Genomic DNA, 23,964 nt, shown 5'->3' with positions numbered 1-23,964 from the left:
ACACAGTCATTATTTGTGCGAAAAATACTTTCTGGATACATTCCATAAACTTCAAGAAACTTTCTCGTTACCTTTTCGCTAAATAGCACGGCGGAACTTGCTAGCCATCCCTGAGATAGCGTTAACTGAGTGCCTCTTGTCTTCGCTATAAGCAAAAATTATGTCACGTTCCACTTTGCGTACGCTGTTGCCGTTAATGAGTGCCTTGTTTGCGCTGTATTTTATCTGGGGTTCAACCTATCTGGTGATCCGCGTGGGCGTTGAAAGCTGGCCGCCGCTAATGATGGCAGGGATCCGTTTCTTCGTGGCGGGCGTTATCCTGTTCACCTTTTTGCTGCTGCGCGGTCACAATGTGCCGTCGATGACGCAGTGGCTGGCTGCGGGGGTAATAGGTATCCTACTGCTTGCCGTGGGGAACGGTTTAGTGACCGTCGCCGAGCATCTTGAGGTGCCCTCCGGCATTGCCGCCGTGATGGTGGCCACCGTGCCGCTGTTTACGTTGTGCTTCAGCCGACTGTTTGGCATGCCGAACAGTCGGCTTGAATGGACCGGCGTCGCTATGGGGCTTTGCGGCATTGTTTTGCTTAATACTGGCAGCAATCTCAGCGGCAATCCCTGGGGAGCGCTGTTGATTTTGCTGGCCTCTTTGAGCTGGGCCTTTGGGTCGGTGCTGAGTGCCCGCGTGCAGCTGCCGAAAGGGCTGATGGCCGGTGCAGCCGAGATGATTATTGCCGGTGTCGTACTGCTGGTGGTGAGTCGTTTGAGCGGTGAGAAGCTAACGCATGTTCCTTCCGCCAGCGCATTTGCGGCGCTGGCGTATCTGGTGGTTTTGGGCTCGATGATTGCTATCAGCGCCTATATGTTCTTGCTAAAAACGGTCAGACCGGCCATCGCAACCAGCTATGCCTACGTGAATCCTATCGTCGCCGTTCTGCTAGGCATCGGCTTCGCGGGGGAGTCGCTGTCGCGGGTCGAATGGCTGGCGCTCGGGGTCATCCTGAGTGCGGTGCTGCTGGTGACGCTGGGGCGCTTCGTATTCAAACCAAAGCCTGCCCCGCTTGATAAGGTTAAGGTCTAGCGTCTGAAACGCCCTCGCTCGCTGCGGTGAGAGAGGGCGCTGTCATTACTGTTTTTCGAAGAACAGCGTGACTCTGGCAACCTGGACACCGAATTTAGTCAGCGATGTCACGTTCATCAGATGCCGATCGTCTTGTTGAAACAGCCAGTCATCGAAGTTCAGACGGTAGGTTTTGCCGCTGGCTTTGATATCCATCACGTAGTTCCAGTTAAAGGCGTTGCCCTGCGTATGGCCGGTCGCTACGCCGATAATATCCCCCGCCGTGCCGCGATAGCTGCCGTCAGGCTGACGCTGAATGTGCCATACCCGCGTCTGTTTCTCACCGTCGTTGTAGGTGAAATCTTCGTGCAAGGTCAGCGTATCGCCCACCACGTCACCGCGAATGATCACCGAGAAGCGCCGCGTCTGCTTGTTGCTGTAATCCTGAATCATACCCCAGGCATGACTGTTGCCCTGAAAGTAGCTGTAAATATCCAGCTGCGGCTGTGTGCCCTTGTAGTCATCTATTTTCGCGCTGCATCCTGCGAGCAGCAAGGCGACGGCCAGCGTCATGAAACGGATAAAACCCTGAATATTGAGCATGGTAACTCCTGTATTAGCGGGCCCCGATCAGGCCTTTACGCAGTTGAGGGTATTGAGTGGACGGAGAAAGCCAGATAGCCAGAAATGCATCGCGAAACGAAGCGTCAAAACGTGGACCAATGGGCACAGGCGCACCGTTTTTATTGTTGCTTGCGAGATAGTAGAACTGCCCGCCTTGCTTATCGGCGAGAAAGGTTATCTGGCTGCCCGCGCTGACGTCTGGCCAAATCGCCTGTACTTTTTGCAGCCATTGATGCTGGTTGGCTTCATCGAGCAAGCCGAGTGCCTTCCATTGATCTGAGGTTGCCTCGGTCAGATCCTGACTGCTGATGTCGCGCAGATAGTCAATGATCAACGCCTGAGGCCACACACCGGGCTGATATTTCCCCGAAGGGGTGCGCAGCTGGGAGTTGTAGACATCGAGAAAAGCCCAGGTCAGTTTGGCCGAACCAGTTTGTGGCCATGCGGACCAAGCGGCCGCCTGCGAGGTCGAGCTGAGGCAGAGGCTGCCGAGCAGCAGTAATAGCGTCAAAAAACGCGTTCTCACGATAAGCTCCTTAAGGTCTGATGTTTACGCAGCACCGGCAGGCTGACAATCGGTAGAAAGCACGCCCAGCCAAGTGCCAGGGTAGAAAAGACCTGCCACGGCGAGGCCTCAAGCTGCATAGCATCCAGGCGCATGCCGAGATAATAGGCCAGCGGACCGCTGACTGCCCCGAGTAACACCAGCCACGGCCAGCGCAGGGAGAGATGACTGCAAAACCATAGCCACCAGGCGCTGAAGCTTAGCCACAGGGCCATCATCCACAGCGGTACGCCCGCGCCGTCACTGAATGAAAACAGGCTCAGTGCCCCCCAGATACCGTCCATCGCAATACCCAGCGCACAGGCAAAGAGCACCCATTTTCTGCGCTCTGGAGGCGTGAAAAACAGCATCAGCAGCGCGCCCACCACCAGCAATAGCTCCACGCTTTCGCGTCCCCACACTGCCAGCGTCCACCAGAGGTCGAAGCCCAGTGTCAGGAGCCAAAAGCGCAGCGTGTTCATGCCTGTCGCTCGGCAACCAGCTGGACGGTACTGATAGTGCGCGCCCTGAACCCGGCCTCGCAGTAGCACAGGTAAAATACCCACAGGCGGCGGAAACGCTCGTCGTTGTATTGGGCATTCTGTGTGCTCCAGTAGCGCTGGACGCGCTCGCGCCATTCATACAGCGTGCGCGCATAGTCGTTGCCGATATCGAACAGATCCCGCACCACTAGCGCGGTGTGCCGCGTCATGCTTTCGGTCATCGCGTTAATCGAGGGCAAGAATCCACCGGGGAAGACGTAACGCTGAATAAAATCCACGTTACGGCTGTAGTGTTTATAGCGCTGGTCGACGATGGTAATGGCCTGAATCGCCATACGCCCCTTAGGTTTCAGCAACTGATTACAGCGTTTAAAGAAGGTCGGTAAATAACGTTTACCGACCGCCTCAATCATTTCGATGGAAACCAGCTTGTCGTACTGCCCGCGCAGGGCGCGATAGTCCTCAAACAGCACGGTCACGCGCTCGGTCAGCCCTGCCTTTTCAATTCGCTGGCAGGCGAAATCATACTGCTCGCGCGAGATGGTGGTGGTGGTCACCTGACAGCCGTATTCCCGTGCGGCAAACTCGGCCATCGCGCCCCAACCGGTGCCAATCTCGAGCAGATGATCTTCAGCACGCAGCTGCAGCTGTTCGCACAGACGGCGCATCTTGGCCTCCTGTGCCTGTTCAAGCGTCATGTGCGGGGTTTGATACCACGCCGAAGAATAAAGCATCCGTTCGTCGAGAAAGCCCTGATAGAAATCGTTGCCGAGGTCGTAATGCGCCGAGATATTTTTACGCGCCTGACTCGGACTGTTGTTTCTGAAGAAATGCACCACGCTGTTGACCGGTGAGGTTAACCAACTGAATTTTGATTCGATTTTATCGACCAACCCCAGGTTCTCCGCCAGCAGTTGCAGTACCACGGTTAAATTCGGCGTGGTCCAGTCGCCGTCGATATAGCTTTCACCGGCCGCAATGCTGCCGCCCAGCAGAACCCGACGATAGACGCGCAGGTCTTGCACCTCAATCTGGCCTTGCAGTGGCGCGGTTTCATCGCCGAAAAACATCGGCTCATTGCCCATTTCCTGCAGCGTTAGGCCCGCACCGCGCAGCTGCCTTAGCATCCTCAGTAATATCGCGCGCGATCCCTTGCGACGACGGCTGCCCGCCTGTTGGGCAAGTCGCAAATCAGGTGAGTTCATGGTCAATCCTTATCAACGGGAGGATGCGAATAGATTGGTGCACGTTTCAACCAAAGTTTCACTGCCTGCCAATAAATAGTAAGTGCGGTTTTTACCGTCATCAACGGAAAGCGCCAAAGCTGCTTGCGTAGGTTTTGACGCGTCAACGGTGCATAAACCAGTGACAGCGTGGCATCGAATTCGCGTTCCTGGCGATGAGTCTCGATGTGCACACGCAGACGTTTTCCCGGGGGTGTTAACTGCCAGTGATAAACCATATCCATCGGATTAAAGGGTGAGACGTGAAACGCTTTGTCTATTGTCTGCGACCCATCGGGTACCACCGCGTAGGTGTGGCGCTCGTTCCACGGCGTGTTACGCACTTCCGCTAGCATCCACTGCAGTACATTGTTGTTGTCGTAGAGATAGTAAAAATTTACCGGATTAAAATAACAGCCGAAGTAGCGCAGCTGGGTGAGGAGCATAACGCGGCCCTCAACCCTGTCGCCGGTGAGCGCTAAAATACGCCGCTGGGCGGTGTCCTTAATATCACCACCGCCGAGATAGTCGCTGCGACGAAAGGTCGCAGCCGAAAAACGCTCAAGCCGGATGCCGGTGTGCGGCAACTGGTCGATTTCATCTAGGTCGATCAGCGCCATAAAAATACCGTAATCAAAATGATGCTCAATCGGTTTGAACCGCCGATGGCGCACGCTGCCGACGTAAAGTGCGCTGTTCATGCGTCATCCCTGGCGAGCAGCTGTTCAACCACTTCCTCGGCGCTTCTCACGCCGTCCTCATGAAAGCCGTTGTGCCAGTAAGCCCCGCAGTACCAGGTGCGGTTCTGACCGTTTATCAGCCCGCGTTTCTTCTGTGCCTGATAGCTGGCAAGGTTCAACACCGGATGCCAATACTCGGTTTTAAAAAGAATCTTTCTCTCGTCTATCGAGCTCATGGGATTCAGCGTGACGCAAAATACCTGATTTGAATCAATCCCCTGCAAAATATTCATATTGTAGGTGACGCTGGCTTTACGGCCCCGCACGATAGCGGCATGCACCGTGGCGGAGGGCGTCTTCCCTAACGCGCTGTCGACGCCTTTGGGTAACTGATAGTTCCAGCTTGCCCAGGCGCGTCGTGCCTTGGGCAGTTGGCTGATATCCGTGTGCAGAACCACATCGTTAGGCTGATAGGGTAACGCGCCGAGCACCTCGCGTTCGTTTTCGGTCGGTGAGGCAAGCAGGGCGAGAGCCTGATCCGCATGGCAGGCAAAGATAACCTGATCGAAGGTTTCACCGCCGCGTGAGGTTTCAAGCGTTACCGAGGTATCGTCGCGTTTAACCGATAAAACCGGGGTACTGGTCAGTAGAGTGACACTGGCGGGCAGCTTTTCCTGCATGCGGCGAATATATTCTCTTGACCCTCCCGGTACCACCAGCCACTGCGGGCGATTGGCCACGTCGAGAAGCCCGTGGTTGTCAAAGAAGCGCAGAAACATCGTCAGTGGAAACTTACCCATATCATCGAGCGACGAGGACCAGATGGCCGCGCCCATCGGCAACACATAATGCAGCGCAAAGAAGGCTGAAAAGCCGTTCTGACGCAGGAAGTCCGATAAGGTCGTCGTATCGTTGCCGGTATTTTCCAGTCGTGCTTTACAAAGCCGGTTAAAACGCAGAATTTCACGCAGAAACTTCCAGAACTTCGGCTTGAGCAGATTGATGCGCTGGGCGAAGAGCGTGTTAAAGGTGTGGCCGTTATATTCAAGATTGCTGTCAGGGTTGTGCACGGAAAAACTCATCTCCGTGGGCTGTCCCTGGATCCCCAGTTGCTCAAGCAGCGCAATAAAGCGTGGATAGGTTTTTTGGTTATAGACGATAAAGCCGGTATCCACGGCATAGGTGCGGTTGTCGAGCGTAATGTCTCGGGTAGCCGTATGCCCGCCCAAGGTCGGGCCGGCTTCAAAAACTGTAATTTCACACGCGGTCAGGCGCTGCGACAACATCCATGCGCAGCTCAGCCCTGAAATACCACTGCCGATAATGGCAACCTTCATACGCGATTTACCTTACTAACTTTTTAGCCAAAAGTTTTTGAACGCCTCGCGGCAGCACAGAAAGCAAGCGCAACAGCCAGGCAAACAGAGGGGGGAAAGCGATTTCGCTTGCCCCACGAGCCAAGCCTTTTCGGATGAATGCCGAGGATTTCTCAACGGTTATCATCATCGGCATTGGAAAGTCGTTATTGTCGGTCAGCGGCGTTTTCACGAAACCGGGCTGTACCAAAGAGATAGCAATGCCGCGCGGAGTCAGGTCAAGCGCCAGGCTGCGGGCGAAATAGGCCAGCGCCGCCTTTGACGCGCCATAGGCCTCGGCCCGTGGCAGCGGAAACAGCGCGGCGGTCGAGCCGACCAGCGCAATGCGGGACCCCGAAGCCATGCCTGGCAGCAGGGCATCGAGGCAGTTAACCGGCCCCATCAGGTTGGTGGTCATCACGCGCAGTACTTTGTCCGCCTCGACTACGCCGTTGTCGAGATATTCACAGGTCCCTGCGCACAGGATGACCAGGCTCGCCTGCACCCATGCCAGCGCCTTACGTGTTTCTTCAAGGTCGGTCATGTCAAAGGTCAACGTGCTTATCTGCGCCGAAGCCGCGCTCAGCGCCTCAAGTCGTTCAGCATTACGGCCACAGGCTATGACTTTCCAGCCTTCGGCGGCGTAGTCGAGCGCGAGCTGTTTGCCAATCCCCGAGCTTGCGCCGGTAATCAATACGCTTTTCATGACGACAGCCTTGATTTCAAGGCTTTTACTACGCTACCGAGCACCGGGACGTGTTCGTAGAGCATCGCGCCCAGGTCGTAGTAATCGCGCTGGTAAATGACTCTGTTTTCGCTAAAGCGCAGGTGACTGCTGCCCTCAAGCACCCGCTCCTTACCCTTGTTTATCCGTGGATGGGCGTAAAACATCTTCCAGATTAAGACAGTATCTTCGCCATCGGTCAGGGTCTGCTGGATATCGAAACGGCAGTGCTGGGTCTGCGCGAGCAGTTTTTCAAAATAGTTTCTGAGGGCGTCAATGCCCGCATGTCGACCGACGGGGTCGATCAATACCGTCTGCTGATGATAGATATCAGCCAGTTTGGAGAGGGCAGCAGAATCCAGATGCCGATAAAATTCCTTCAGCTTTTCGAGCGTGTTCTGACGTGCACCCGTTTCACCGGATGTGGAGGCTGTTGAGGCAAATGTCATTAACGTCTCCTTCATCTGATAATCGCGTCAGGTTCTTCATCTGGCGGGGTTTGCAGCAATACGGCTGCACTTCCCAATAGTGAAACGGGGAGCCCCAACTGTTGCCAGTGCAAATAGCGTGTACGCTGAACGCTGGTTAATTTTCCTTCCGCCCACAGCAAGATTAGCTTGGCCTGCACGCCTTCGAAATGCGGGTCCTGAAGGGGATCGGGCAACAGGTCGATATGCAGGCCATCACCGCTGCGGGCAATAGCTTCAAGCCAAAGCTCGGTGCGATCTATTTCTCCCCATCCGGCCAATAGCACCTTGGTTCCGGCTTTTTTTCTCGCCGCATTCATGCACATTACGGCATGTTCAATCAGCACGCCGTCGAGCAGTCCACGCAGATACAGTGTAGAGGCATTTGAGACTAATCGTGTGCGAAGCGGCCTCAGCACGTTATTTACCAAACTTTCAGGGGGATATTCCCGGCCAAATTCGATAATTAGCTGACGGACTTTCTGCGTTTTTTCTTCCTGCAAAACGGAAAGCAGCTTTTGCTCCAGCTGCGACCAGCCGCTGGGATGTGGCGTGATACTCCCCTCGAGCAGTCCTTTGACCTGACTGACGGGAACGCCACGGTTAATCCACCCTAAAATGGTGCGGATAGTTTCCAGGTCGTTATCGTCGAACAGTCGATGTCCGCCCTCGGTACGCTGAGGCTTGAGCAAGCCATAACGCCGCTGCCATGCACGCAGCGTAACCGGATTGATGCCGCAAATGCGTGCGACTTCGCCGATGCTGTACAGAGACATAAAAGATATTCCGCTAAATTACTAAGCCTTAATTAACTCTAGCCGTTCATCGCCAAGTTGTACAAGTTTATTGTTCTTGTACAACTTATAAAGTGATACAACTTTAGAGGTGAGAGGTCAGAGCAGTCATGATGTTTGCCATTATACCGAGTGTTGTGTTTCGCGACGTAACCCGTTGCTAATTTCTCAAATAAGAGATAAATTCTCACTAAAGAGAATTTGGTGGGAAATAATACCGATGAACGATGAGCAAAAACTGGCGCACAGACTGTCGACGTTGAGAATAAATCAAAACTGGTCGCTGGAGATACTGGCCGAGAAAACCGGGATTAGCCGTGCCACGCTCTCGCGGATAGAGAGGGCGGAAACCAGCCCGACTGCCTCGCTGCTCGGCAAGCTAAGTGCGGTTTACGGCCTGCCGACTTCGCGATTGCTGATGGATCTCGACGAAAATACTGCCGAACTCATTCGCCACAATCAGCAGTCAGTTTGGCATGACACGGAAACCGGTTTTGAGCGACGTTCAATTTCACCGCCTGCCCGAGATTTTCACGCCGAGTTTATGTCCGGTCGGCTGCGTGCGGGGGCGACTATCCACTACGATGCGCCGCCGGTTTTCGGACTTGAGCAGCATATCTGGATGTTGTCTGGCGTCATTGAATTACAGCTCGACGCCCAGCGCTATCGATTGGAGGCGGGCGACTGCCTGCGTTTTCATCTTTACGGCAGCTCGACGTTTCACGTGCCCGGCCCGCAAGATGCCTGTTACACCCTTGTTATTTGTCGTCCCTAAGCGTAAGGAGAAGTCTGTGGTTATCATCAGTGAATTGAAAAACGAGCTCTATTCGCAGGATTTCTCGCGTGCCGATCTGCTTGACCTTGCCGACACGCTGGTGGGCTGCGTCAGCCTTGGCGCGAGCGTCGGATTTATTTTCCCTTTTGGTCAGGCCGAGGCGCTGACGTTTTGGCACAAGCTGTTACCCGCTTTCGCGGCCGGTGAGCGTCGAATTCTGGTGGCGCGTCTCAACGATAAGATTATTGGCACGGTGCAGTTGGTGGTCGATATGCCGGGCAACGGTCAGCATCGTGCCGACGTGGTGAAACTGCTGGTCCATCCTGAGGCGAGAAGGCAGGGGATTGCCAGAAAACTGATGCAGGCTGCTGAAAAGCTGGCGGTTAAGCTTGATAAGACGCTGCTGGTGTTGGATACGGTTACCGACAGTGATGCCCAGTCACTTTACCATTCGCTGGGCTATTCCCTGTGCGGTGTTATTCCGGGGTATGCGTTGTCTACCGAAGGAGTCTTTGATTCGACCAGTGTGATGTACAAGAAGATCGGCTCTTGAAGACAACCTGGTTTTTAGATTCCATTTTAAGGGCATGTGAAGCACATACCCTTTATTTTAAAGGATCTTAATTCCAGCGTGGCAATGAAAAATTATTTGCCATCCCAGGCTTTCAGCGCATCAGCTCTGACTTTCAGCTTCTGCTCTGGCGTCAGCTTGTTATAGCCCGGCGCCAGCCCGCTCTCCCAGTCGCCGTAAAGCGGGTTAGGCAGCACGATGAACTGAGTACCGAACAGGCTGTGATTGCTGTTCACGAAATTGCGGCGCTCGGCGTTGCTTTTATGGTAAGTCGCGGCACCAAAGTCGTTCAGGTTGTCACCGACGTACAGCACGACGTTATAACCTTCGTTTTTGATGGCATCGAATCGCGCCTGTTTGTTCGACGTCGTCGTGCTCAGACGCAGCGTTTTAGCATTAACATTCGGGAAGCCAAGACGCTGTAAGTTGGCAAGCGTAGCGGCATAGTCTTTCTGGTCACGGTTGGAAACGTAGAACATAATGCCGCCGTGGCTGTCAACGTATTGCGCAAAACTGACAGCACCCGGTACCGCGTTAGCCTGCTCGGCGTGTGTCCATCGGGACCAGCTCTTATCCTCAAACGGCTTGTTTGCCTTGACCTGCCAGGCGCTGTAGGCGCTGTTGTCGATCATGGTTTCATCAAGGTCAACGATCACGGCCTTAGGTTTTCCCGTCAGCGATTGCGCTTTGTCGAAGGCGTAGGTGGCCGTAGTAAAGGCCTGATAGGTCAGCGCCTGATATTCACCAGACTGCTGGAACCAGTTCAGCGCCATCACCGATTGGTCGTTAAGTTGTGCAGCGGCATCCGATTTGCTTTGCTGAGCACAGCCGGTCAAGGCCAGGAATAGCAGTGCGCCGGTGCCGTAAAGAGAAGCTTTCTTCATCATTATCTGTATCGTCCTGTGATGGTGTGATTAGAAAAGTTATTATTCCCAGACAAGGGCCTAAAACTTTAGCAGATTCAGCGGGCTGGGGAAGGGCGAAGGGCGAGAAATTTGCGCTGGATAAGCTTTTCGTATGACGAAAAAAGCCGGGGGATGAGCCCGGCAAAATATCCAATGAAATTAAAATGAAGCGAGGTGTTATTATTAGAATTGGTAGGTCAGACCGACAGCAACCACATTATCAGTATTCAATGCCAACTTATTATCGGTGCTCAAACGGTTGATTTTATAATCTACGAAGGTTGACATATTCTTGTTGAAATAATAGGTCGCGCCGAGATCGATATATTTAATCAGGTCCGCATCACCTACGCCTTCAATATCTTTCGCCTTGGTTTGCACATATCCAAGAGAAGGACGCAGACCCCAGTCAAATTGATATTGAGCCACGGCTTCGAACGTTTGTGTTTTATCCGCATAACCGCTGACGGCTGAACTTGTCTGGCTGGAAACGCCCGCAGGAACAGATACCGCAATCATACGTTGAGTTTCGGCATAAATAGCGGCTAAATAAACACCGTTATTATCATATTTCAGACCGGCGTTCCAGGCGGTGGCTTTATCGCCTTTGCCCAGCGTCGTTGCGGCCTGGGTATTGGTGCGGTCAGAGGATGTGTAGGCCGCACCTGCGCTGATACCTGCACCGATGTCATAGGTTGCGGAAGCGGCATAGCCGTCACCGTTTGAAGCCGTTGCGGAACGGGTGCTGCTGTCGTCGTTTTTACCCTGGTATTGCAGGGCGAGATTCAGACCGTCGACCAAGCCAAAGAAACCGCGGTTGCGATAGGTCGCCATGCCGTTGCCACGGCCTGTCATAAAGCGGTCAGCCTTGGTATAGCCGTCGCCGCCGAACTCTGGGAACATATCGGTCCAGCCCGCGACGTCGTACAGTACGCCGTAGTTACGGCCGTAGTCAAAGGAGCCGTACTGGGCGAATTTCAGACCGGCAAAGCCGAGACGAGTTTTAGAACCGGTTGAGCCCTGTGCTTCAGAGACGTTATCGGCAACCTGATATTCCCACTGGCCGTAGCCGGTAATCATATCATTAATTTTAGTCTGACCTTTAAAGCCAAAACGTACATAACTCTGGTCACCATCACTGCCGCTTGCATCAGAGAAATAGTGTTCGGCTTTAACTTTTCCGTAAAAGTCTAGTTTATTTCCGTCTTTATTATAAATTTCTGCTGCGTGTGCGCCTGAGGCAATTAATAATGATGGGATTAATATTGCCAGAAGATTACGTTTCATTGTTAACCCTGTATTTGTTTTTAAACGTCGTGTCAAACGTTTTTAATTAAAAGACGCTATTCATCATGTGTGCTGTTATTTCCATCTATGAGCGGAAATTTCTACAGCGAGAGTTTTTTACCCTATATTTGTGATCGATTTATGACATCGGGAAATGAACTTTCTTTTTTTTAAGTGAATGATTTTAATAAGCTAGCTAATAATAGTGATGTCTATTAAGTTGGCGGCTATTCAATTTGCGGCTGACGTGAGCGGGCGAGTGTGGGACAATAACGCAAATTTTGAAAATGATAAGAGATGCATGGCGCTGTCCTCCGCAGTAAAAGATCAGATTAGCCAGTGGTACAAAGCCCTACAGCAGCAAATTCCGGATTTTATCTCCCGCGCCCCTCAACGTCAGATGATTGCTGAGGTTGCGAAGGCCTTTACCAGTGATTCAGCTCGACACCTCGCGATTGAGGCGCCCACCGGGGTAGGTAAGACGCTGTCGTATCTTATTCCTGGGATTGCCGTCAGTCGGGCCGAAGAAAAGCCTTTGGTGATAAGCACCGCCAACGTTGCGCTACAGGACCAGATCTTCAGTAAAGATCTGCCACTGCTTAAGAGAATCATACCAGACCTCAAATTTACCGGGGCGTTTGGCCGTGGGCGCTATGTCTGTCCGCGCAATCTGTCGATGATGAGCACTGAAAATGCGCAGGGCGATCTTGGATTGTTTCTCGGTGACGAGCTTGCTCCTTCCAGTACGGAAGAGCAGCAGTTTTGCAGCACGCTCGAGAAAGCGTTGGCGCGCTACGAGTGGGACGGACTGCGTGACCACTACAAAAAAACCATTCAGGACCCGCTGTGGCTGAAAATAAGCACCGATAAGGCCAACTGTCTCGGCCGCAACTGCCACTATTATCGCGAGTGCCCCTATTTTGTGGCGCGCAAGGAAATCGAAAGTGCGGACGTGGTTATCACCAACCATGCGCTGGTGATGGCCGCTCTCGAGTCGGAGTCCGTGTTGCCTAACGCCAAAGATTTGCTGCTGGTGCTCGATGAAGGCCACCATCTGCCAGAGGTTGCACGCGACGCGCTTGAAGTGGACGCCGAAATCACCGCGGTATGGAACCATCTGCAGCTGGATAACTTCGTGCGCCAGATTGAGCAGTGCATCGCGCTGTTTACCCCAAAGAATCCGCCGCCGCTGGCCAACGCTGAGCGTTTATACAATCACTGTGCCGAAATGCGCGAGCTGCTGCTGTTGATTGAGCAGCAGGTTAACCTCTATCTCCCCGCCGCCGAGCCTGAAGGCGAATATCGCTTCGAGATGGGCGCGCTGCCGCCCGAACTTTCCGAACTCTGCGCCCGGCAGTTCAAGCTGACTGATGCACTGCGCGGTTTGGCCGAGTTTATGCTCAACGATCTGAGCGAAAAAACCGGCAAGCATGACGTGCTGCGCCTGCATCGCTCTATTTTACAGATGAGCAGAATGCTCGGTTATCTCGAGACCATGACCAAGCTCTGGCGGCTCGCGGCCCTCGACAAAGCTTCCAATGCGCCCATTGGTAAATGGGTGACGCGCGAGTATTTCGATAACCAGAGCCATCTGTTGTTCCACTGCGCGGGAATTCGCGTCAGCGAGCAGTTAGAGAAACTGCTTTGGCGCAAGGTGCCGCACGTGGTCATAACCTCCGCGACGCTGCGGTCCCTCAACAGTTTTGCGCGTATCCAGGAAATGAGCGGTCTCAACGAGAAAGCCGGCGATGTGTTTATTAGCCTCGACTCGCCGTTCAATCACGTCGAGCAGGGTAAAATCGTCATTCCGCAGATGCGCCACGAGCCGTTAATGGCCAACGAAGCGCAGCATATTCAGGAGATGAGCGACTTTTTCCGCGCCGAGCTGGCCACCGAAAAACACAAAGGTATTTTGGTGCTGTTTGCCAGCAATCGCGCACTGCAGCAGTTTGTCGAACTGATGCCTGACCTGCGCCTGCTGCTGTTAGTTCAGGGTGACCAACCGCGCTATCGTCTGGTCGAGGAACATCGTCAGCGCGTCGAAGCCGGAAAGGTTAGCGTGCTGGTGGGGCTACAGTCCTTCGCCGAAGGGCTGGATCTCAAAGGCGACCTGCTGACTCAGGTGCACATTCACAAGATAGCCTTTCCGCCTATCGACAGCCCGGTTATCCTCACCGAGGGTGAATGGCTTAAAACGCTCAAGCGCTACCCGTTCGAAGTACAGAGTTTGCCGAGTGCGTCGTTCAACCTGATCCAGCAGGTGGGACGATTGATCCGCAGCCACGAATGCCGGGGTGAAATTGTCATCTACGATCGTCGGCTGATCACTAAAAACTATGGCGCCAGGCTGCTCGCCGCGCTACCGGTCTTCCCTATCGAGCACCGTGAAATGCCGGCTCCCGGCTTTAATAAATACGTTCCACTGACCCAAACCAAGGTCGTTAAAGCGCGGAGAAAACGCTGAGCCTCAGCGGGCAGGGACACCAAGGTTTCTCCCCGTCATTGGCTGGGTTATGCTGGTGTAATTCGCAGGTGAGGGAACCAAGATGGATTACACAAAAATTATTAAAGAAGTCGGACGCGGGAAGAACCATGCCCGTGACCTCGACCAGGAGCAGGCGCTGGCGCTCTACCGTTTGATGTTGGCGGGTAAGGTACCCGACTTGCAGCTCGGGGGGCTGCTGATTGCTTTTCGTATCAAGGGTGAAGCCGAGCAGGAAATGCTGGGCTTTTATCAGGCGATGGAAGAGCAGACCATCAAACTGCGCGCTCCCGCCGACGGCCCGATGCCGGTGGTCATTCCCAGCTACAACGGCGCGCGTAAACAGGCCAACCTGACGCCGCTGCTGGCAATTTTATTGCATCGCCTGGGCCTGCCGGTCGTGGTTCATGGCGTCACAGCAGACCCAAGCCGCGTGACCAGTTATGAAATCTTCCAGGCGTTGAACATCCCCGCTGCCGGCTCCGCAGAGCAAGCGCAGTCGATGCTGGATGCAGGCGTCGGCCCGGTGTTTATCCCCGTATCCGTGCTCTGTCCCGCCATTGATAAACAGCTGAATCTGCGCTGGGAGATGGGCGTGCGCAACAGCAGCCATACGCTGGCCAAGCTCGCGACGCCGTTTTTCGAGCAGCCTGCGCTGCGTCTCGCCAGCGTCTCACATCCTGAATATATCCAGCGCGTCTCATCATTCTTCCACGATGTTTCCGGCCTTGCCTTGCTGTCGCAGGGGACGGAAGGCGAGGTATACGCCAATCCACAGCGCAGCCCGCAGGTTCACCTGATTGGGGCCGGAGAGCAGCAGCTCCTGCTCGACCGCCAGGAGTTTAGCGGCCTGACGCTGCCTGCATCGAAAGACGCACAGACAACCGCTGACTGGATAACCGACTGTTTGCTGGCTAAGGTTCCGGTCCCTCAGGCGATTTTAAATCAACTCGCCTGCTGTCTGGTCGGCACCGGACTGGCCGAGGATATGTCCGAAGCTCAAACTCGGATTGAGCGGCTTTTTTAGGGCAAGCCTGGTCGACAGACTGCGGCTCTGAATTTACACTCAAAAGATAATCTCTTTTATTTTCAGCCAAGAAGGATGCTTATGAAACAGTCACAGGATTATTTTGCGGCGCTGAATCACGACTATCTCAAGGTCCATAAAACCAAGGAAGCGTTGTTCTGGCAGCATTATATGGGCACAGGAGACGACGACGTCGCCGAGCGTTTCTCGGCTGCAGAAAGTGCCTTTAAACGCTTTATCGCCAACCCGGCCAGGCTGGCGGAGCTGCGTGAGCAGATTGCTGCCGTTGAGGCTGAACCCGAGAGCGCGGCGCGTGAATCGCTGCTGACCGGCCTGCGCGGCTGGTACCGCTTTTTCGACTGCAATGCTATCGAAGATCCGCAGGCGCAGGAAATCCTTGATGAAATCATTCAGGCCGAATCCGCGCTGTACGGTAAACGCAAGCAGCATCGCCTGATGCACCTCAATAGCAAGGGCGAGCAAGTGACGGCGTCGCTCGGCGAGCTGTTGACCAATCAGGCCACTAACGAAAACGAAGAGTATCGCCGCAGTTCCCAGGTTGCGCTCCGAGAGCTGGAACAGTGGCTGCTGCATAACGGTTTCCCCGAGCTTATTGCGCTGCGCAACCGCTTTGCCCGCCAGCTGGGCTACCGTAACTACTTCGATTACAAAGTTAACAAAACCGAGCAGATGAGCCCGGAGCAGCTGTTCGCTATCCTGGACAGGTTCGAGGAGCAAACCCGCGACGCCAACGTGCGCAGCCTCAACGAGCTCGTGGCACGCGAAGGCGATGCCGCGCTGATGCCGTGGAATATCCGTTATGCCAGCGCAGGTGACGTGACGCGTCAGCTGGATCCCTACTTCCCGTTTGCCGACTCGCTGAGCCGTTGGGTCAACAGCTTCAAGCGCCTGAATATCGGTTTCAACGGTGCAACGATGCAGCTGGACCTGTTGGTGCGCGAAGGCAAATATGAGAACGGCTTTATGCATGCCCCTGTGCCTGCGTTTGTCGATAACGGCAAATGGGTGCCCGCGCAGATAAACTTTACCAGCCTGGCAAAACCGGATCAGGTCGGCAGCGGTGCGAGCGGGTTGAATACGCTGTTTCATGAGGGCGGCCACGCGGCGCACTTCGCCAATATTCGCCAGAATGCGCCGAGCTTCTCGCAGGAGTTCCCGCCGACGTCGATGGCCTATGCCGAAACGCAGTCGATGTTCTGCGACAGCCTGCTCGACGATGCCGACTGGCTTAAACGCTATGCGAAAAATGCGCAAGGCGAACCGGTGCCTGATGCCTTAATCGAGCAGAATATTGCCGCACGCCAGCCGATGCGTGCGTTCAACGATCGTCATATCCTGCTGATGCCGTATTTTGAGTGGCAGCTTTATCAGTGGCCGGAAGAGAAGTGCACGCCGGAGGCGATTACCGCGCTGGCTCGCGACGTCGAAACGCACATCCTCGGCGTGGCGGGTAGCCCAAGGCCAACCCTTGCGGTGCCACACCTGCTGTCGCTTGAGTCGGCGTGTTCTTATCAGGGATACCTGCTGGCGCTGATGGCGGTGGAGCAGACGCGGGCATTCTTCCTCAAACGTGACGGCTATCTGACCGATAATTCGGCCATTGGCCCCGACCTGGCGAAACATTATTGGACGCCGGGCAACAGCGTCAGTCATGACGAGACCTTACGTAGCCTGACGGGAGAGGGATTTAATCCGGATTATCTGGCGCAGGCCTGCAACCAGACGGTGGCGGCAGCGTGGGAAGAGGCGCAGCAGGTTATTGCCGACGCTGCGAGCCGAGAACAGCCTCCTGCCGACTTTGATCTCAACGTTCATATCAAGGTGGTTGACGGCAAGCGCGTGCTGGCGGATAACGCCGAGGGTGATGAGGCGATGTGTCAGGACTTCGCCGACTTTGTCGAGCAGACTTACTTCAGGAAATAGCGGTGAGAAGCGTGGGGGACGGATATCCCCCACGCGCTTATCGTGCGTCAGGCCTCGTGAGGTCGAAACGCAGGTCTTCTGAAATTCCATAATAGGCCGAGGGCCCTCCGGCGCGCAGCACCGGCTCGGCGAGTGCCGTCTGATATATCCCGTCTTCATTCAGCAAATGGCGGGCAATATGTACTGCCACCACTTCCCCCATCACTAACCAGGTATCAATCTTCTCACCGGCCGCGCTTTGCAGTTGAATGCACTGCGACAGTTTGCACTCGAAGTTGACCGGACTTTCGGCAACGCGATCGGCGGCAACCAGCGTGCCCGGCGTTGGCGTCAGCCCGGCAAACTCGAACTCATCGCGGCCATGGGCCAGCGAGGCCGAGCTTTCATTCATTTTCACCGCCAGGCTGCGGGTCGTCAGGTTCCAGACGAATTCTCCGGTTTCGACGATATTCGCCACGCTGTCTTTCCATCCACTGCTGGCGAAACCAATGATCGGTGGACGATAATTAAAGCAGTTGAAGAAGCTGTAGGGGGCGAGATTGCGCTGGCCCTGCGCGTTGCGCGAGGCTATCCAGCCAATCGGGCGGGGGCCTACGATGGCGTTCAGCGGATCGTGCGGCAGGCCGTGCCCTTTTGCGGGCTCGTAAAAATAGCGATCGTCGGAGCTCATAGTTCACCTTTTTGGTCATTTAGCGTTGCCCACTGGCGTAATGTGCGTCAGTCATTAGGCAGTTTCTCAATAGCTTAGCCAAGGCGGCGTCGAATTACAGTGGCCTGGTGTGTCATGCTGACAGTCATGGCGGGCCGTTTGTGTTATCTTACGCGGCAGAATTTTCCCCGAGGTGTGTAACGTGACGACTACGCTCACACATTGGGTAAGCTTAACATTGATATTGGAGAGTCATTCAGGTGGAAAGAAAGAAAGCGATTCCGCAGGATAAAAAGATAGTTTTCCCGCAGGAGAAAAGCGGGCTTCATGCGCGAAATCGCCACCGTAGCCGCTATGATTTTCCTGCACTGATTGCCAGCAGCCCAGAGCTTGGGGCATTTGTTGCCGAAAACAAATGGGGCGATCTGTCTATTGATTTCGCCGATCCTCAGGCTGTAAAAGCGCTGAATCGCGCTCTGCTGCGTCATTTTTATCAGATTGAAAACTGGGATATTCCGGCAGACTACCTCTGCCCACCGATCCCTGGCCGCGCCGACTACGTTCACCACTTGGCGGACGTTCTAGCCGACAGCAACGGTGGGGTTATCCCGCAGGGTAAAAACGTGGCGATTCTGGATATCGGCGTTGGCGCTAACTGTATCTATCCGATAGTCGGTTTGCGCGAGTACGGATGGCGCTTCACCGCAAGCGAGATTGATGAAGTCTCGATGGCAGCAGCCAAGAAAATAGTCGCGACTAACCCAGTGCTTACCAATCAGGTCCGTTTCCGTCTACAGGCTAAGCCGCCGCGCATCTTCGACACGATTATTCGTCACGACGAGCGCTACGATGCCGTGCTGTGTAATCCACCGTTCCACGCCTCAGCCGCCGAAGCCGCCGCAGGCAGCCAGCGTAAGCGCCAGAACCTTGGGCTTGAAGGCCGCGACAACAAGGCCGAGCTGAACTTTGGCGGTCAGCACAACGAACTGTGGTGTGAAGGGGGTGAAGAGGCCTTCGTGGTACGCATGGTAGAAGAGAGTGCGCAAAAGGCGCATAACTGCCTGTGGTACACGGTGCTTATCTCAAAGAAAACCACGCTGCCGCTGATTTATGACGCGCTGGAAGAAGCCGGCGCGACCAACGTGCGCACCGTCGAGATGGCGCAAGGGCAGAAAGTCAGCCGTTTTGTCGCCTGGACCTTCCTGACGCCTTCCCAGCAGAAAGCCTGGGCCGGTAAGCGCTGGAAATAATTACCGCGTTTTCCGCATTAAAAAAAGGCCCCTTATGGGGCCTTTTTTTACGAAACGTGTTGCAGGAACTCGCGCAGGCGTTCGCTTGGCGGGTTGCTGATAAGCTCGGCTGGCGGACCATCCTCTGCGATGCGTCCCTTGTCGATGAAGATCAGACGTGAGGCCACTTTCTCGGCAAAGCCGACTTCGTGGGTCACGATAACCATGGTCATGCCTTCTTCGGCCAGGTCTTTCATGACGGTCAACACCTCGTGACGCAGCTCGGGGTCCAGCGCGGAGGTTGGTTCATCAAACAGCATCAGCTTAGGCTTCACCGCCAGTGCACGAGCAATAGCGACGCGCTGCTGCTGGCCACCGGAAAGCTCTGACGGATAGTGGTGCGCCCTTTCAGACAGACCGACTTTCGCCAACAGCTCTTTCGCCAGCTTTTGAGCCTCATCCTTGCTCGCGCCACGGACGCGAATCGGGCCAAAGGCCACGTTCTCGAGCGCCGTCATGTGCGGGAAAAGGTGGAACTGCTGGAATACCATCCCGGCTTCTTGACGAATCAGTCGGTCATCAACCTTCGGATCGTTGACCTTCAGCCCGTCGACAATCAGGTCGCCGGAGGTTATCTCTTCCAGCTTGTTGATGCAGCGCAGCAGGGTTGATTTGCCAGAGCCCGATGGCCCGATAATAACCACGACCTCGCCCTGAGAAATTTTCAGGTCGATATCATGCAGCACCTGGGTTTTCCCAAAGTGTTTGGAGACGTTTTTAAATTCAATCATAAAATTTTCAGTTTGCGTTCTAAGCGGCGCATAGCAAAGCTCAGTGCCAGCGTGATGATCAGATAGATAACGGCAACAGCACTCCAGATCTCCATTGCGCGGAAATTACCGGCAATAATTTCCTGACCTTGACGTGTAAGTTCCGCTACGCCGATAACGATAAACAGCGAAGTATCTTTGATACTGACGATCCATTGGTTACCCAACGGTGGCAACATGCGGCGCAAAGCCAGCGGCATGATGATGTAACGCAGTGTTGCACGACGGGAAAGTCCCAGCGCCAGGCCCGCTTCGTTGAAGCCTCGATTGATAGACTGCACCGCACCACGCGTGATTTCCGCGATATAGGCACCGGAGTTGATAATAATGGTGACCACAGCCGCGGTAAACGGATCGATTCTCAGACCGCTTATCATCATCGGCAGGGCAAAATAGATAAACATCACCTGGACAACGATTGGAGTGCCACGAATCAGCTCAATGAATACCAGAGCGATATTACGGCTGATAACGCCGCCAAACGCGCGCGCGAAGCCCGCGATGACGCCAATGATAACGCCCCCAACTAAACCCAGGATAGAAATCCACAGGGTCATCTTGGCGCCTTCAAGAAGGATAGGAAGAGCGGCCCAAACAACGCTCCAGTCAAACTGCATGGATTAATCTCCTGATAAACAAAACAAAGCCGACCCTGGTGATATTCCACTCAGGGCCGGTGATATAGACTGTGCGTGAGTCACGCAGGACAGCTATACCTCGTTAGTGCAATTATTTAGGTTCGGCATCAAACCATTTTTTATAGATAGCAGCGTAAGTGCCGTTCGCGCGCAGCGTTTTAAGTGCAGCGTTAACTTTATCACGCAGTGGGCTGCCTTTCGGGAAGGCAACGCCGTAGTCCTGACCTGCAACGGCTGGACCTACAGTTTTAAAGTTACCGTGACCGGCGGTTTTGATGTAGTACTGAATATTAGGGGCATCGAACAGTACCGCGTCAGCACGACCTGTACCCAGCTCCATGTAGGCGCTGTCGATGTTCGGGAACTGGCGAACGTCTTTAGGTTTCAGGTTTGAAGCCAAATAGTTGACGGAGCTGGTGCCGCTTTTCACTGCCACCACTTTACCGTTCAAGTCTTGAGTCCCTTTGATATCGGTATTGTTTGACTTAACCATGGTGATCAGGCCGCTAGTGTAGTAGCCGTCAGAAAAATCAACTGCCTGCGCGCGCTGTGGGGTAATAGTGATACCCGCCAGAGCCAGGTCGATGTTTTTGGTCTGCAATGCGGGGATGATACCGTCAAAGTCCATAGGCTTCAGGGTATAAGAAACTTTCATTTCTTTTGCCAGCGCTGCCCACAGGTCGATATCGAAACCGACGTATTTGTCACCCTGTTTAAATTCAAAAGGAACAAATGCGGTATCAGTAGCCACGATAAGTTTTTCTTCTGCTGCATGAGAGCTTACTGCAAAGGCCAGAGTCAGTGCGGCCAGGGAAACTTTTAACATCGACTTCATAAGTGCAATTTCCTTTGTATATTTATGGGAGAACATACCCTTTTATAGTTACGTGGGTGATAAGCAAAAGTTATGCCACATTTCTATCTTTGTTTAATTTCAAGGGGTTAGTCGCCATTCATTGGCATGAAATGCTAAAATGCCTCAGGGTTTGCACCAAATTGGTGCCTTGGTTTTTCGCGGATGTCCATTTTGGTGCGAATCACTAGGCTAAACTATTTTTTATCTCAAAACTGCGCATTTATTAACATTGTTATACATAAAGTACGTGCTTCTGCTAACAAAATTGCTTGCAAAGGCGGTGGTATGCCTTTTTATGGAGCGTGGAGTGTGTCTTAAAACGGAGCAGGAGGCAATAATGTCTTTTGATGCACGTTTATAGGGCGGTGGTGAAAGGAAGGGCCAAGTTTGGGCAAAAAAAAATGAGGAGCCGAAGCTCCTCATCTGTTCAAAAATCGTCGTTAGTGATGACGTATGACGGATAAATAATACTTTCCGTCGTTACTCGATGTTGGATTCGATAAACCACAAGAATTTATCGAGGTCGCGAGATGCGGCAGTAAAGATATCCGCAGTATCTTCATCTTCGACCTGAGTAATCGCCTTACGGGTATCGTTGGCAACTATCGCGTAACGTTCTGCCAGGGCTTTAAGATGCTCCTGGACGGTATGAATATTGGTTGGATAGCTTTTCAGCGGCGTCTTGTCGTTCACGACCTGCACGGTACCCAGCGCAACCCCACCTAACTGAACAACACGTTCTGCGATAGTATCCTGGTGCTCAGTGATTGCGGTACGGAAGCCGTCGAGCATTTCATGCACGCCGATAAAATTTGCGCCACGCATGTTCCAGTGCGCCTGTTTAGTAATCAGCGACAGGTCGATGAACTCGGCAACCAGTTTGTTCAGAACCTTGATGGTCTCGAGTTTGGTGCTTTCATCTACATCGTTACGCGTATAAAGAAGTTCTGAAGATTTCGTTTTTACCAGTTTAGCGGTACTCATCATTAATATCCTCTTCAGTGAGTAGTTATGTATTTGATCACGGGAATAAGTATAGCAAGCTTTGGAGATGACGTTGAAAAATATTTCCTATCACTCTTATAGCCGTGGGCTAATTAATAAAAAGCGGGCCATCCACCACCCAGGAAATTATACCTAGCCCTAATTTATTATTCCGCGCTGCTTTTAAATAACCTAAGGCCCATAAACGTTAATATCAACCCCTGAAACGTAGTTTTCTAACTAACTTGCTGTTTTATTTGAATTTATTTATTTTGCTTGAGTTTGATTAAATGGTGGGTGTGAATGTGATTTATTTTCATTGGCTTTTGTCATGAGCATTTTAAAGAATTCATTAAGACAATTCTGCATTATGTCATGTTTATTTGAGCTATTGGTGCGGTAGATTATTCACGCTGTATCGGAAATTTAAATCGGTATATTGAGGAAGGTGCTGCCTTCCTCAATATATAAGACGTGGGGGCAATGCTAAAGCGTGATGCGTCCGCTGTAGAGCACCGCACCTGTGGGTTGGCCGGTAGGGGAGCCGCCTTTAGGCTCAAGGCTGATAGCCAGCGTCGAGTTGCCGTTGGCGAGATTGTCGTTTAATGCCAACTGCGTCGCGGCGCTGTTGCTCAACAGCCCCAGGGATTGCGGTTTGCCGCCGGCAGGGATAACCCAAAGTTCCAGACTGCGATCGCTGGCGACCTCCGCGGCGTGCAGCGGCGTAATGGTCAACTGCTGAACCTGACTGGAGGTGTTACTGGCGGTCACCACCCATTGTCCGGAATCCGCTGTCCCCGCGCCGTTGCCAAGAATAGCCACTGGCGTTGCTTGAGACGAAAGCATCGACGAGGATTCCCAAAGTTTAGGCAGCACTAAGACAACCGCCAGACAGGCCGCCACCGCCCAGCCAATATAGGCGCTGTTAAGCCTGCTTATTCCGGGAAGCCTAGAAGAAGTGCTCTGGTGGGTTGTGTCAGTAGCAGGCGGTTTGGGCGGCAGCTGCAGCTGAATGCGTTTCCACACTGAATCGGGCGGCACTATGGGCTTTAACTGGTTGTCCAACTGCGCAAAGGCCTCCTGCCAACGTGCGACCTCTGCCGCCAGCTCCGGGTCTTGTTGCATCTGCTGCTCAAACTGTAGGCGAGCAGGCCCCCTTAGGGTTCCTAGCGCATACTCTGCCGACAGAGCAGCGTGATATTCGCGTCTGTTTTTCATAGGCCCACGCAGCTCTTCAAGTGATCCAGGGCGCGACGGATCCAGCTTTTAATCGTGCCAAGAGGTTGTTGCAAGTGGTCGGAAACTTCGCCGTGCGAGAGCCCCTGGTAGTAAGCCAACACCAGACTCTGTCGTTGTTCCGCAGGGAGATGCCCCAGACATTCCGCCAGTTTTTTTGCATCGGTATCTTGCTGCAAACGGATGAGCGGCTGATCGTACTCATCATTGCCGAGAGTATCCTCTACGCCTTCTTCCAGTTCCAGCCACTGATTATCACTCCCGCGCATCCAGTCAATGGCGCGATTGCGCACGATGTGCGTCAACCAGGTCATGGGAGAACTCAGTGCAGGGTTGTAGCTTGCCGCACGATTCCAGGCGGTAATATAGCTGTCGTGCAAGACCTCTTCTGCCCAGGCGTGGCGACGCAGCATGCGCAACGCAACCGCAAAAAGGCGGGGGGAGGTTAACCGGTAGAGTTGTTCAAAGGCTTGACGGTCGCCAGCAGCGACAGACTGCATCAACTCTCTTTGCAATACGCTGTCGGTTGCCGGATTGTCCAATGCGTTTTCTTTCATCAGTTCTTCCTAAAACCTCGGAG

General features: G+C 53.6%; 25 protein-coding genes. 7 read left to right on the top strand and 18 right to left on the bottom strand.

From position 1 onward, the window contains the following. Positions 1–160: 160 nt before the first annotated feature. Complete coding sequence (gene yedA / locus BS640_RS00255; RefSeq protein WP_017491564.1) at positions 161–1,078, top strand: drug/metabolite exporter YedA; 918 nt, start codon at positions 161–163, stop codon at positions 1,076–1,078. Positions 1,079–1,123: 45 nt separating this feature from the next. On the opposite strand, the gene BS640_RS00250 is transcribed toward yedA, so the two are convergent. From BS640_RS00250 to BS640_RS00210, 9 genes are all read right to left on the bottom strand, one after another. Then, positions 1,124–1,660: a DUF3833 domain-containing protein gene (locus tag BS640_RS00250; RefSeq protein ID WP_017491565.1), complete on the bottom strand. Its 537-nt coding sequence runs from the start codon at positions 1,658–1,660 to the stop codon at positions 1,124–1,126. Positions 1,661–1,673: 13 nt separating this feature from the next. After that, entirely contained in the window at positions 1,674–2,207 is a 534-nt protein-coding gene (locus tag BS640_RS00245; RefSeq protein ID WP_017491566.1) for a chalcone isomerase family protein, read from the bottom strand. Next, entirely contained in the window at positions 2,204–2,707 is a 504-nt protein-coding gene (locus BS640_RS00240) for a DUF2878 domain-containing protein (RefSeq protein ID WP_017491567.1), read from the bottom strand. The genes BS640_RS00245 and BS640_RS00240 overlap by 4 nt, the downstream gene beginning before the upstream one ends. Beyond that, positions 2,704–3,855, bottom strand: a complete 1,152-nt coding sequence (locus tag BS640_RS00235; protein WP_376783537.1) for a class I SAM-dependent methyltransferase — start codon at positions 3,853–3,855, stop codon at positions 2,704–2,706. Before BS640_RS00235 ends, BS640_RS00240 begins: the two co-directional genes overlap by 4 nt. Positions 3,856–3,935: 80 nt before the next feature. Continuing rightward, entirely contained in the window at positions 3,936–4,652 is a 717-nt protein-coding gene (locus BS640_RS00230) for a DUF1365 domain-containing protein (RefSeq protein ID WP_017491569.1), read from the bottom strand. Next, on the bottom strand, positions 4,649–5,968 hold the full coding sequence (locus BS640_RS00225) for an NAD(P)/FAD-dependent oxidoreductase (protein ID WP_017491570.1): 1,320 nt from the start codon (positions 5,966–5,968) through the stop codon (positions 4,649–4,651). The genes BS640_RS00230 and BS640_RS00225 overlap by 4 nt, the downstream gene beginning before the upstream one ends. A 7-nt stretch (positions 5,969–5,975) precedes the next feature. Next, positions 5,976–6,692, bottom strand: coding sequence for an SDR family NAD(P)-dependent oxidoreductase (locus BS640_RS00220; protein WP_017491571.1), 717 nt, complete (start codon positions 6,690–6,692; stop codon positions 5,976–5,978). After that, positions 6,689–7,159 (bottom strand): nuclear transport factor 2 family protein, encoded by a 471-nt coding sequence (locus tag BS640_RS00215; protein ID WP_084911528.1) that lies wholly within the window; start codon positions 7,157–7,159, stop codon positions 6,689–6,691. Before BS640_RS00215 ends, BS640_RS00220 begins: the two co-directional genes overlap by 4 nt. An 11-nt stretch (positions 7,160–7,170) precedes the next feature. Next, positions 7,171–7,953: a MerR family transcriptional regulator gene (locus BS640_RS00210; RefSeq protein ID WP_017491573.1), complete on the bottom strand. Its 783-nt coding sequence runs from the start codon at positions 7,951–7,953 to the stop codon at positions 7,171–7,173. 238 nt (positions 7,954–8,191) lie between these two features. Here BS640_RS00210 and BS640_RS00205 point away from each other — a divergent pair, with 238 nt between their 5' ends. Both BS640_RS00205 and BS640_RS00200 read left to right on the top strand, forming a co-directional pair. Beyond that, positions 8,192–8,746 (top strand): helix-turn-helix domain-containing protein, encoded by a 555-nt coding sequence (locus BS640_RS00205; RefSeq protein ID WP_017491574.1) that lies wholly within the window; start codon positions 8,192–8,194, stop codon positions 8,744–8,746. Positions 8,747–8,762: 16 nt separating this feature from the next. Then, the gene (locus BS640_RS00200; protein WP_139802748.1) at positions 8,763–9,299 is read left to right on the top strand and encodes a GNAT family N-acetyltransferase; all 537 of its coding nucleotides are present in this window, start codon (positions 8,763–8,765) and stop codon (positions 9,297–9,299) included. Between the two features lie 92 nt (positions 9,300–9,391). Here BS640_RS00200 and BS640_RS00195 read toward each other — a convergent pair whose 3' ends face one another. Both BS640_RS00195 and ompC read right to left on the bottom strand, forming a co-directional pair. Then, on the bottom strand, positions 9,392–10,201 hold the full coding sequence (locus BS640_RS00195; RefSeq protein ID WP_026110490.1) for a 5'-nucleotidase, lipoprotein e(P4) family: 810 nt from the start codon (positions 10,199–10,201) through the stop codon (positions 9,392–9,394). Positions 10,202–10,405: 204 nt separating this feature from the next. Continuing rightward, positions 10,406–11,509, bottom strand: coding sequence for a porin OmpC (ompC, locus tag BS640_RS00190; protein WP_017491577.1), 1,104 nt, complete (start codon positions 11,507–11,509; stop codon positions 10,406–10,408). Between the two features lie 301 nt (positions 11,510–11,810). Between ompC and dinG the strand changes: the two genes are divergently transcribed. The 3 genes from dinG to BS640_RS00175 all read left to right on the top strand — a co-directional run bounded on the left by dinG (position 11,811) and on the right by BS640_RS00175 (position 16,962). Next, complete coding sequence (gene dinG / locus BS640_RS00185) at positions 11,811–13,973, top strand: ATP-dependent DNA helicase DinG (protein WP_084911664.1); 2,163 nt, start codon at positions 11,811–11,813, stop codon at positions 13,971–13,973. A gap of 82 nt (positions 13,974–14,055) precedes the next feature. Then, positions 14,056–15,018, top strand: a complete 963-nt coding sequence (gene ybiB / locus BS640_RS00180) for a DNA-binding protein YbiB (protein WP_017491579.1) — start codon at positions 14,056–14,058, stop codon at positions 15,016–15,018. Positions 15,019–15,099: 81 nt separating this feature from the next. Next, positions 15,100–16,962, top strand: a complete 1,863-nt coding sequence (locus tag BS640_RS00175) for a M3 family metallopeptidase (protein WP_017491580.1) — start codon at positions 15,100–15,102, stop codon at positions 16,960–16,962. Between the two features lie 37 nt (positions 16,963–16,999). Here BS640_RS00175 and BS640_RS00170 read toward each other — a convergent pair whose 3' ends face one another. Then, positions 17,000–17,632, bottom strand: coding sequence for a flavin reductase family protein (locus BS640_RS00170; RefSeq protein WP_017491581.1), 633 nt, complete (start codon positions 17,630–17,632; stop codon positions 17,000–17,002). Between the two features lie 239 nt (positions 17,633–17,871). Between BS640_RS00170 and rlmF the strand changes: the two genes are divergently transcribed. Beyond that, complete coding sequence (gene rlmF, locus BS640_RS00165; protein WP_017491582.1) at positions 17,872–18,861, top strand: 23S rRNA (adenine(1618)-N(6))-methyltransferase RlmF; 990 nt, start codon at positions 17,872–17,874, stop codon at positions 18,859–18,861. A 47-nt stretch (positions 18,862–18,908) separates the two neighbouring features. On the opposite strand, the gene glnQ is transcribed toward rlmF, so the two are convergent. From glnQ to BS640_RS00135, 6 genes are all read right to left on the bottom strand, one after another. Further along, positions 18,909–19,631: a glutamine ABC transporter ATP-binding protein GlnQ gene (glnQ, locus tag BS640_RS00160; RefSeq protein ID WP_017491583.1), complete on the bottom strand. Its 723-nt coding sequence runs from the start codon at positions 19,629–19,631 to the stop codon at positions 18,909–18,911. Continuing rightward, positions 19,628–20,287, bottom strand: a complete 660-nt coding sequence (glnP, locus tag BS640_RS00155) for a glutamine ABC transporter permease GlnP (protein WP_017491584.1) — start codon at positions 20,285–20,287, stop codon at positions 19,628–19,630. The genes glnQ and glnP overlap by 4 nt, the downstream gene beginning before the upstream one ends. A 112-nt stretch (positions 20,288–20,399) precedes the next feature. Next, positions 20,400–21,143: a glutamine ABC transporter substrate-binding protein GlnH gene (gene glnH / locus BS640_RS00150; RefSeq protein ID WP_017491585.1), complete on the bottom strand. Its 744-nt coding sequence runs from the start codon at positions 21,141–21,143 to the stop codon at positions 20,400–20,402. Positions 21,144–21,644: 501 nt separating this feature from the next. Next, positions 21,645–22,148, bottom strand: a complete 504-nt coding sequence (gene dps / locus BS640_RS00145) for a DNA starvation/stationary phase protection protein Dps (RefSeq protein WP_017491586.1) — start codon at positions 22,146–22,148, stop codon at positions 21,645–21,647. A 486-nt stretch (positions 22,149–22,634) separates the two neighbouring features. After that, positions 22,635–23,366 (bottom strand): anti-sigma factor, encoded by a 732-nt coding sequence (locus tag BS640_RS00140; RefSeq protein WP_017491587.1) that lies wholly within the window; start codon positions 23,364–23,366, stop codon positions 22,635–22,637. Further along, on the bottom strand, positions 23,363–23,941 hold the full coding sequence (locus BS640_RS00135) for an RNA polymerase sigma factor (protein ID WP_017491588.1): 579 nt from the start codon (positions 23,939–23,941) through the stop codon (positions 23,363–23,365). Before BS640_RS00135 ends, BS640_RS00140 begins: the two co-directional genes overlap by 4 nt. Between the last annotated feature and the right edge of the window lie 23 nt (positions 23,942–23,964).

Source organism: Rouxiella badensis, assembly GCF_002093665.1.
Classification (GTDB): Bacteria; Pseudomonadota; Gammaproteobacteria; order Enterobacterales; family Enterobacteriaceae; genus Rouxiella; species Rouxiella badensis.
This window is presented reverse-complemented; position numbering and strand designations above follow the sequence as displayed.

Bases quoted from the DNA above. Each gene is read 5' to 3' on its own strand.
- yedA (WP_017491564.1), top strand. From the start codon at position 161: ATGTCACGTTCCACTTTGCGTACGCTGTTGCCGTTAATGAGTGCCTTG.
- BS640_RS00250 (WP_017491565.1), bottom strand. From the start codon at position 1,660: ATGCTCAATATTCAGGGTTTTATCCGTTTCATGACGCTGGCCGTCGCC.
- BS640_RS00240 (WP_017491567.1), bottom strand. From the start codon at position 2,707: ATGAACACGCTGCGCTTTTGGCTCCTGACACTGGGCTTCGACCTCTGG.
- BS640_RS00235 (WP_376783537.1), bottom strand. From the start codon at position 3,855: ATGCTAAGGCAGCTGCGCGGTGCGGGCCTAACGCTGCAGGAAATGGGC.
- BS640_RS00230 (WP_017491569.1), bottom strand. From the start codon at position 4,652: ATGAACAGCGCACTTTACGTCGGCAGCGTGCGCCATCGGCGGTTCAAA.
- BS640_RS00225 (WP_017491570.1), bottom strand. From the start codon at position 5,968: ATGAAGGTTGCCATTATCGGCAGTGGTATTTCAGGGCTGAGCTGCGCA.
- BS640_RS00220 (WP_017491571.1), bottom strand. From the start codon at position 6,692: ATGAAAAGCGTATTGATTACCGGCGCAAGCTCGGGGATTGGCAAACAG.
- BS640_RS00215 (WP_084911528.1), bottom strand. From the start codon at position 7,159: ATGACATTTGCCTCAACAGCCTCCACATCCGGTGAAACGGGTGCACGT.
- BS640_RS00210 (WP_017491573.1), bottom strand. From the start codon at position 7,953: ATGTCTCTGTACAGCATCGGCGAAGTCGCACGCATTTGCGGCATCAAT.
- BS640_RS00205 (WP_017491574.1), top strand. From the start codon at position 8,192: ATGAACGATGAGCAAAAACTGGCGCACAGACTGTCGACGTTGAGAATA.
- BS640_RS00195 (WP_026110490.1), bottom strand. From the start codon at position 10,201: ATGAAGAAAGCTTCTCTTTACGGCACCGGCGCACTGCTATTCCTGGCC.
- ompC (WP_017491577.1), bottom strand. From the start codon at position 11,509: ATGAAACGTAATCTTCTGGCAATATTAATCCCATCATTATTAATTGCC.
- dinG (WP_084911664.1), top strand. From the start codon at position 11,811: ATGGCGCTGTCCTCCGCAGTAAAAGATCAGATTAGCCAGTGGTACAAA.
- ybiB (WP_017491579.1), top strand. From the start codon at position 14,056: ATGGATTACACAAAAATTATTAAAGAAGTCGGACGCGGGAAGAACCAT.
- BS640_RS00175 (WP_017491580.1), top strand. From the start codon at position 15,100: ATGAAACAGTCACAGGATTATTTTGCGGCGCTGAATCACGACTATCTC.
- BS640_RS00170 (WP_017491581.1), bottom strand. From the start codon at position 17,632: ATGAGCTCCGACGATCGCTATTTTTACGAGCCCGCAAAAGGGCACGGC.
- glnQ (WP_017491583.1), bottom strand. From the start codon at position 19,631: ATGATTGAATTTAAAAACGTCTCCAAACACTTTGGGAAAACCCAGGTG.
- glnP (WP_017491584.1), bottom strand. From the start codon at position 20,287: ATGCAGTTTGACTGGAGCGTTGTTTGGGCCGCTCTTCCTATCCTTCTT.
- glnH (WP_017491585.1), bottom strand. From the start codon at position 21,143: ATGAAGTCGATGTTAAAAGTTTCCCTGGCCGCACTGACTCTGGCCTTT.
- dps (WP_017491586.1), bottom strand. From the start codon at position 22,148: ATGAGTACCGCTAAACTGGTAAAAACGAAATCTTCAGAACTTCTTTAT.
- BS640_RS00140 (WP_017491587.1), bottom strand. From the start codon at position 23,366: ATGAAAAACAGACGCGAATATCACGCTGCTCTGTCGGCAGAGTATGCG.
- BS640_RS00135 (WP_017491588.1), bottom strand. From the start codon at position 23,941: ATGAAAGAAAACGCATTGGACAATCCGGCAACCGACAGCGTATTGCAA.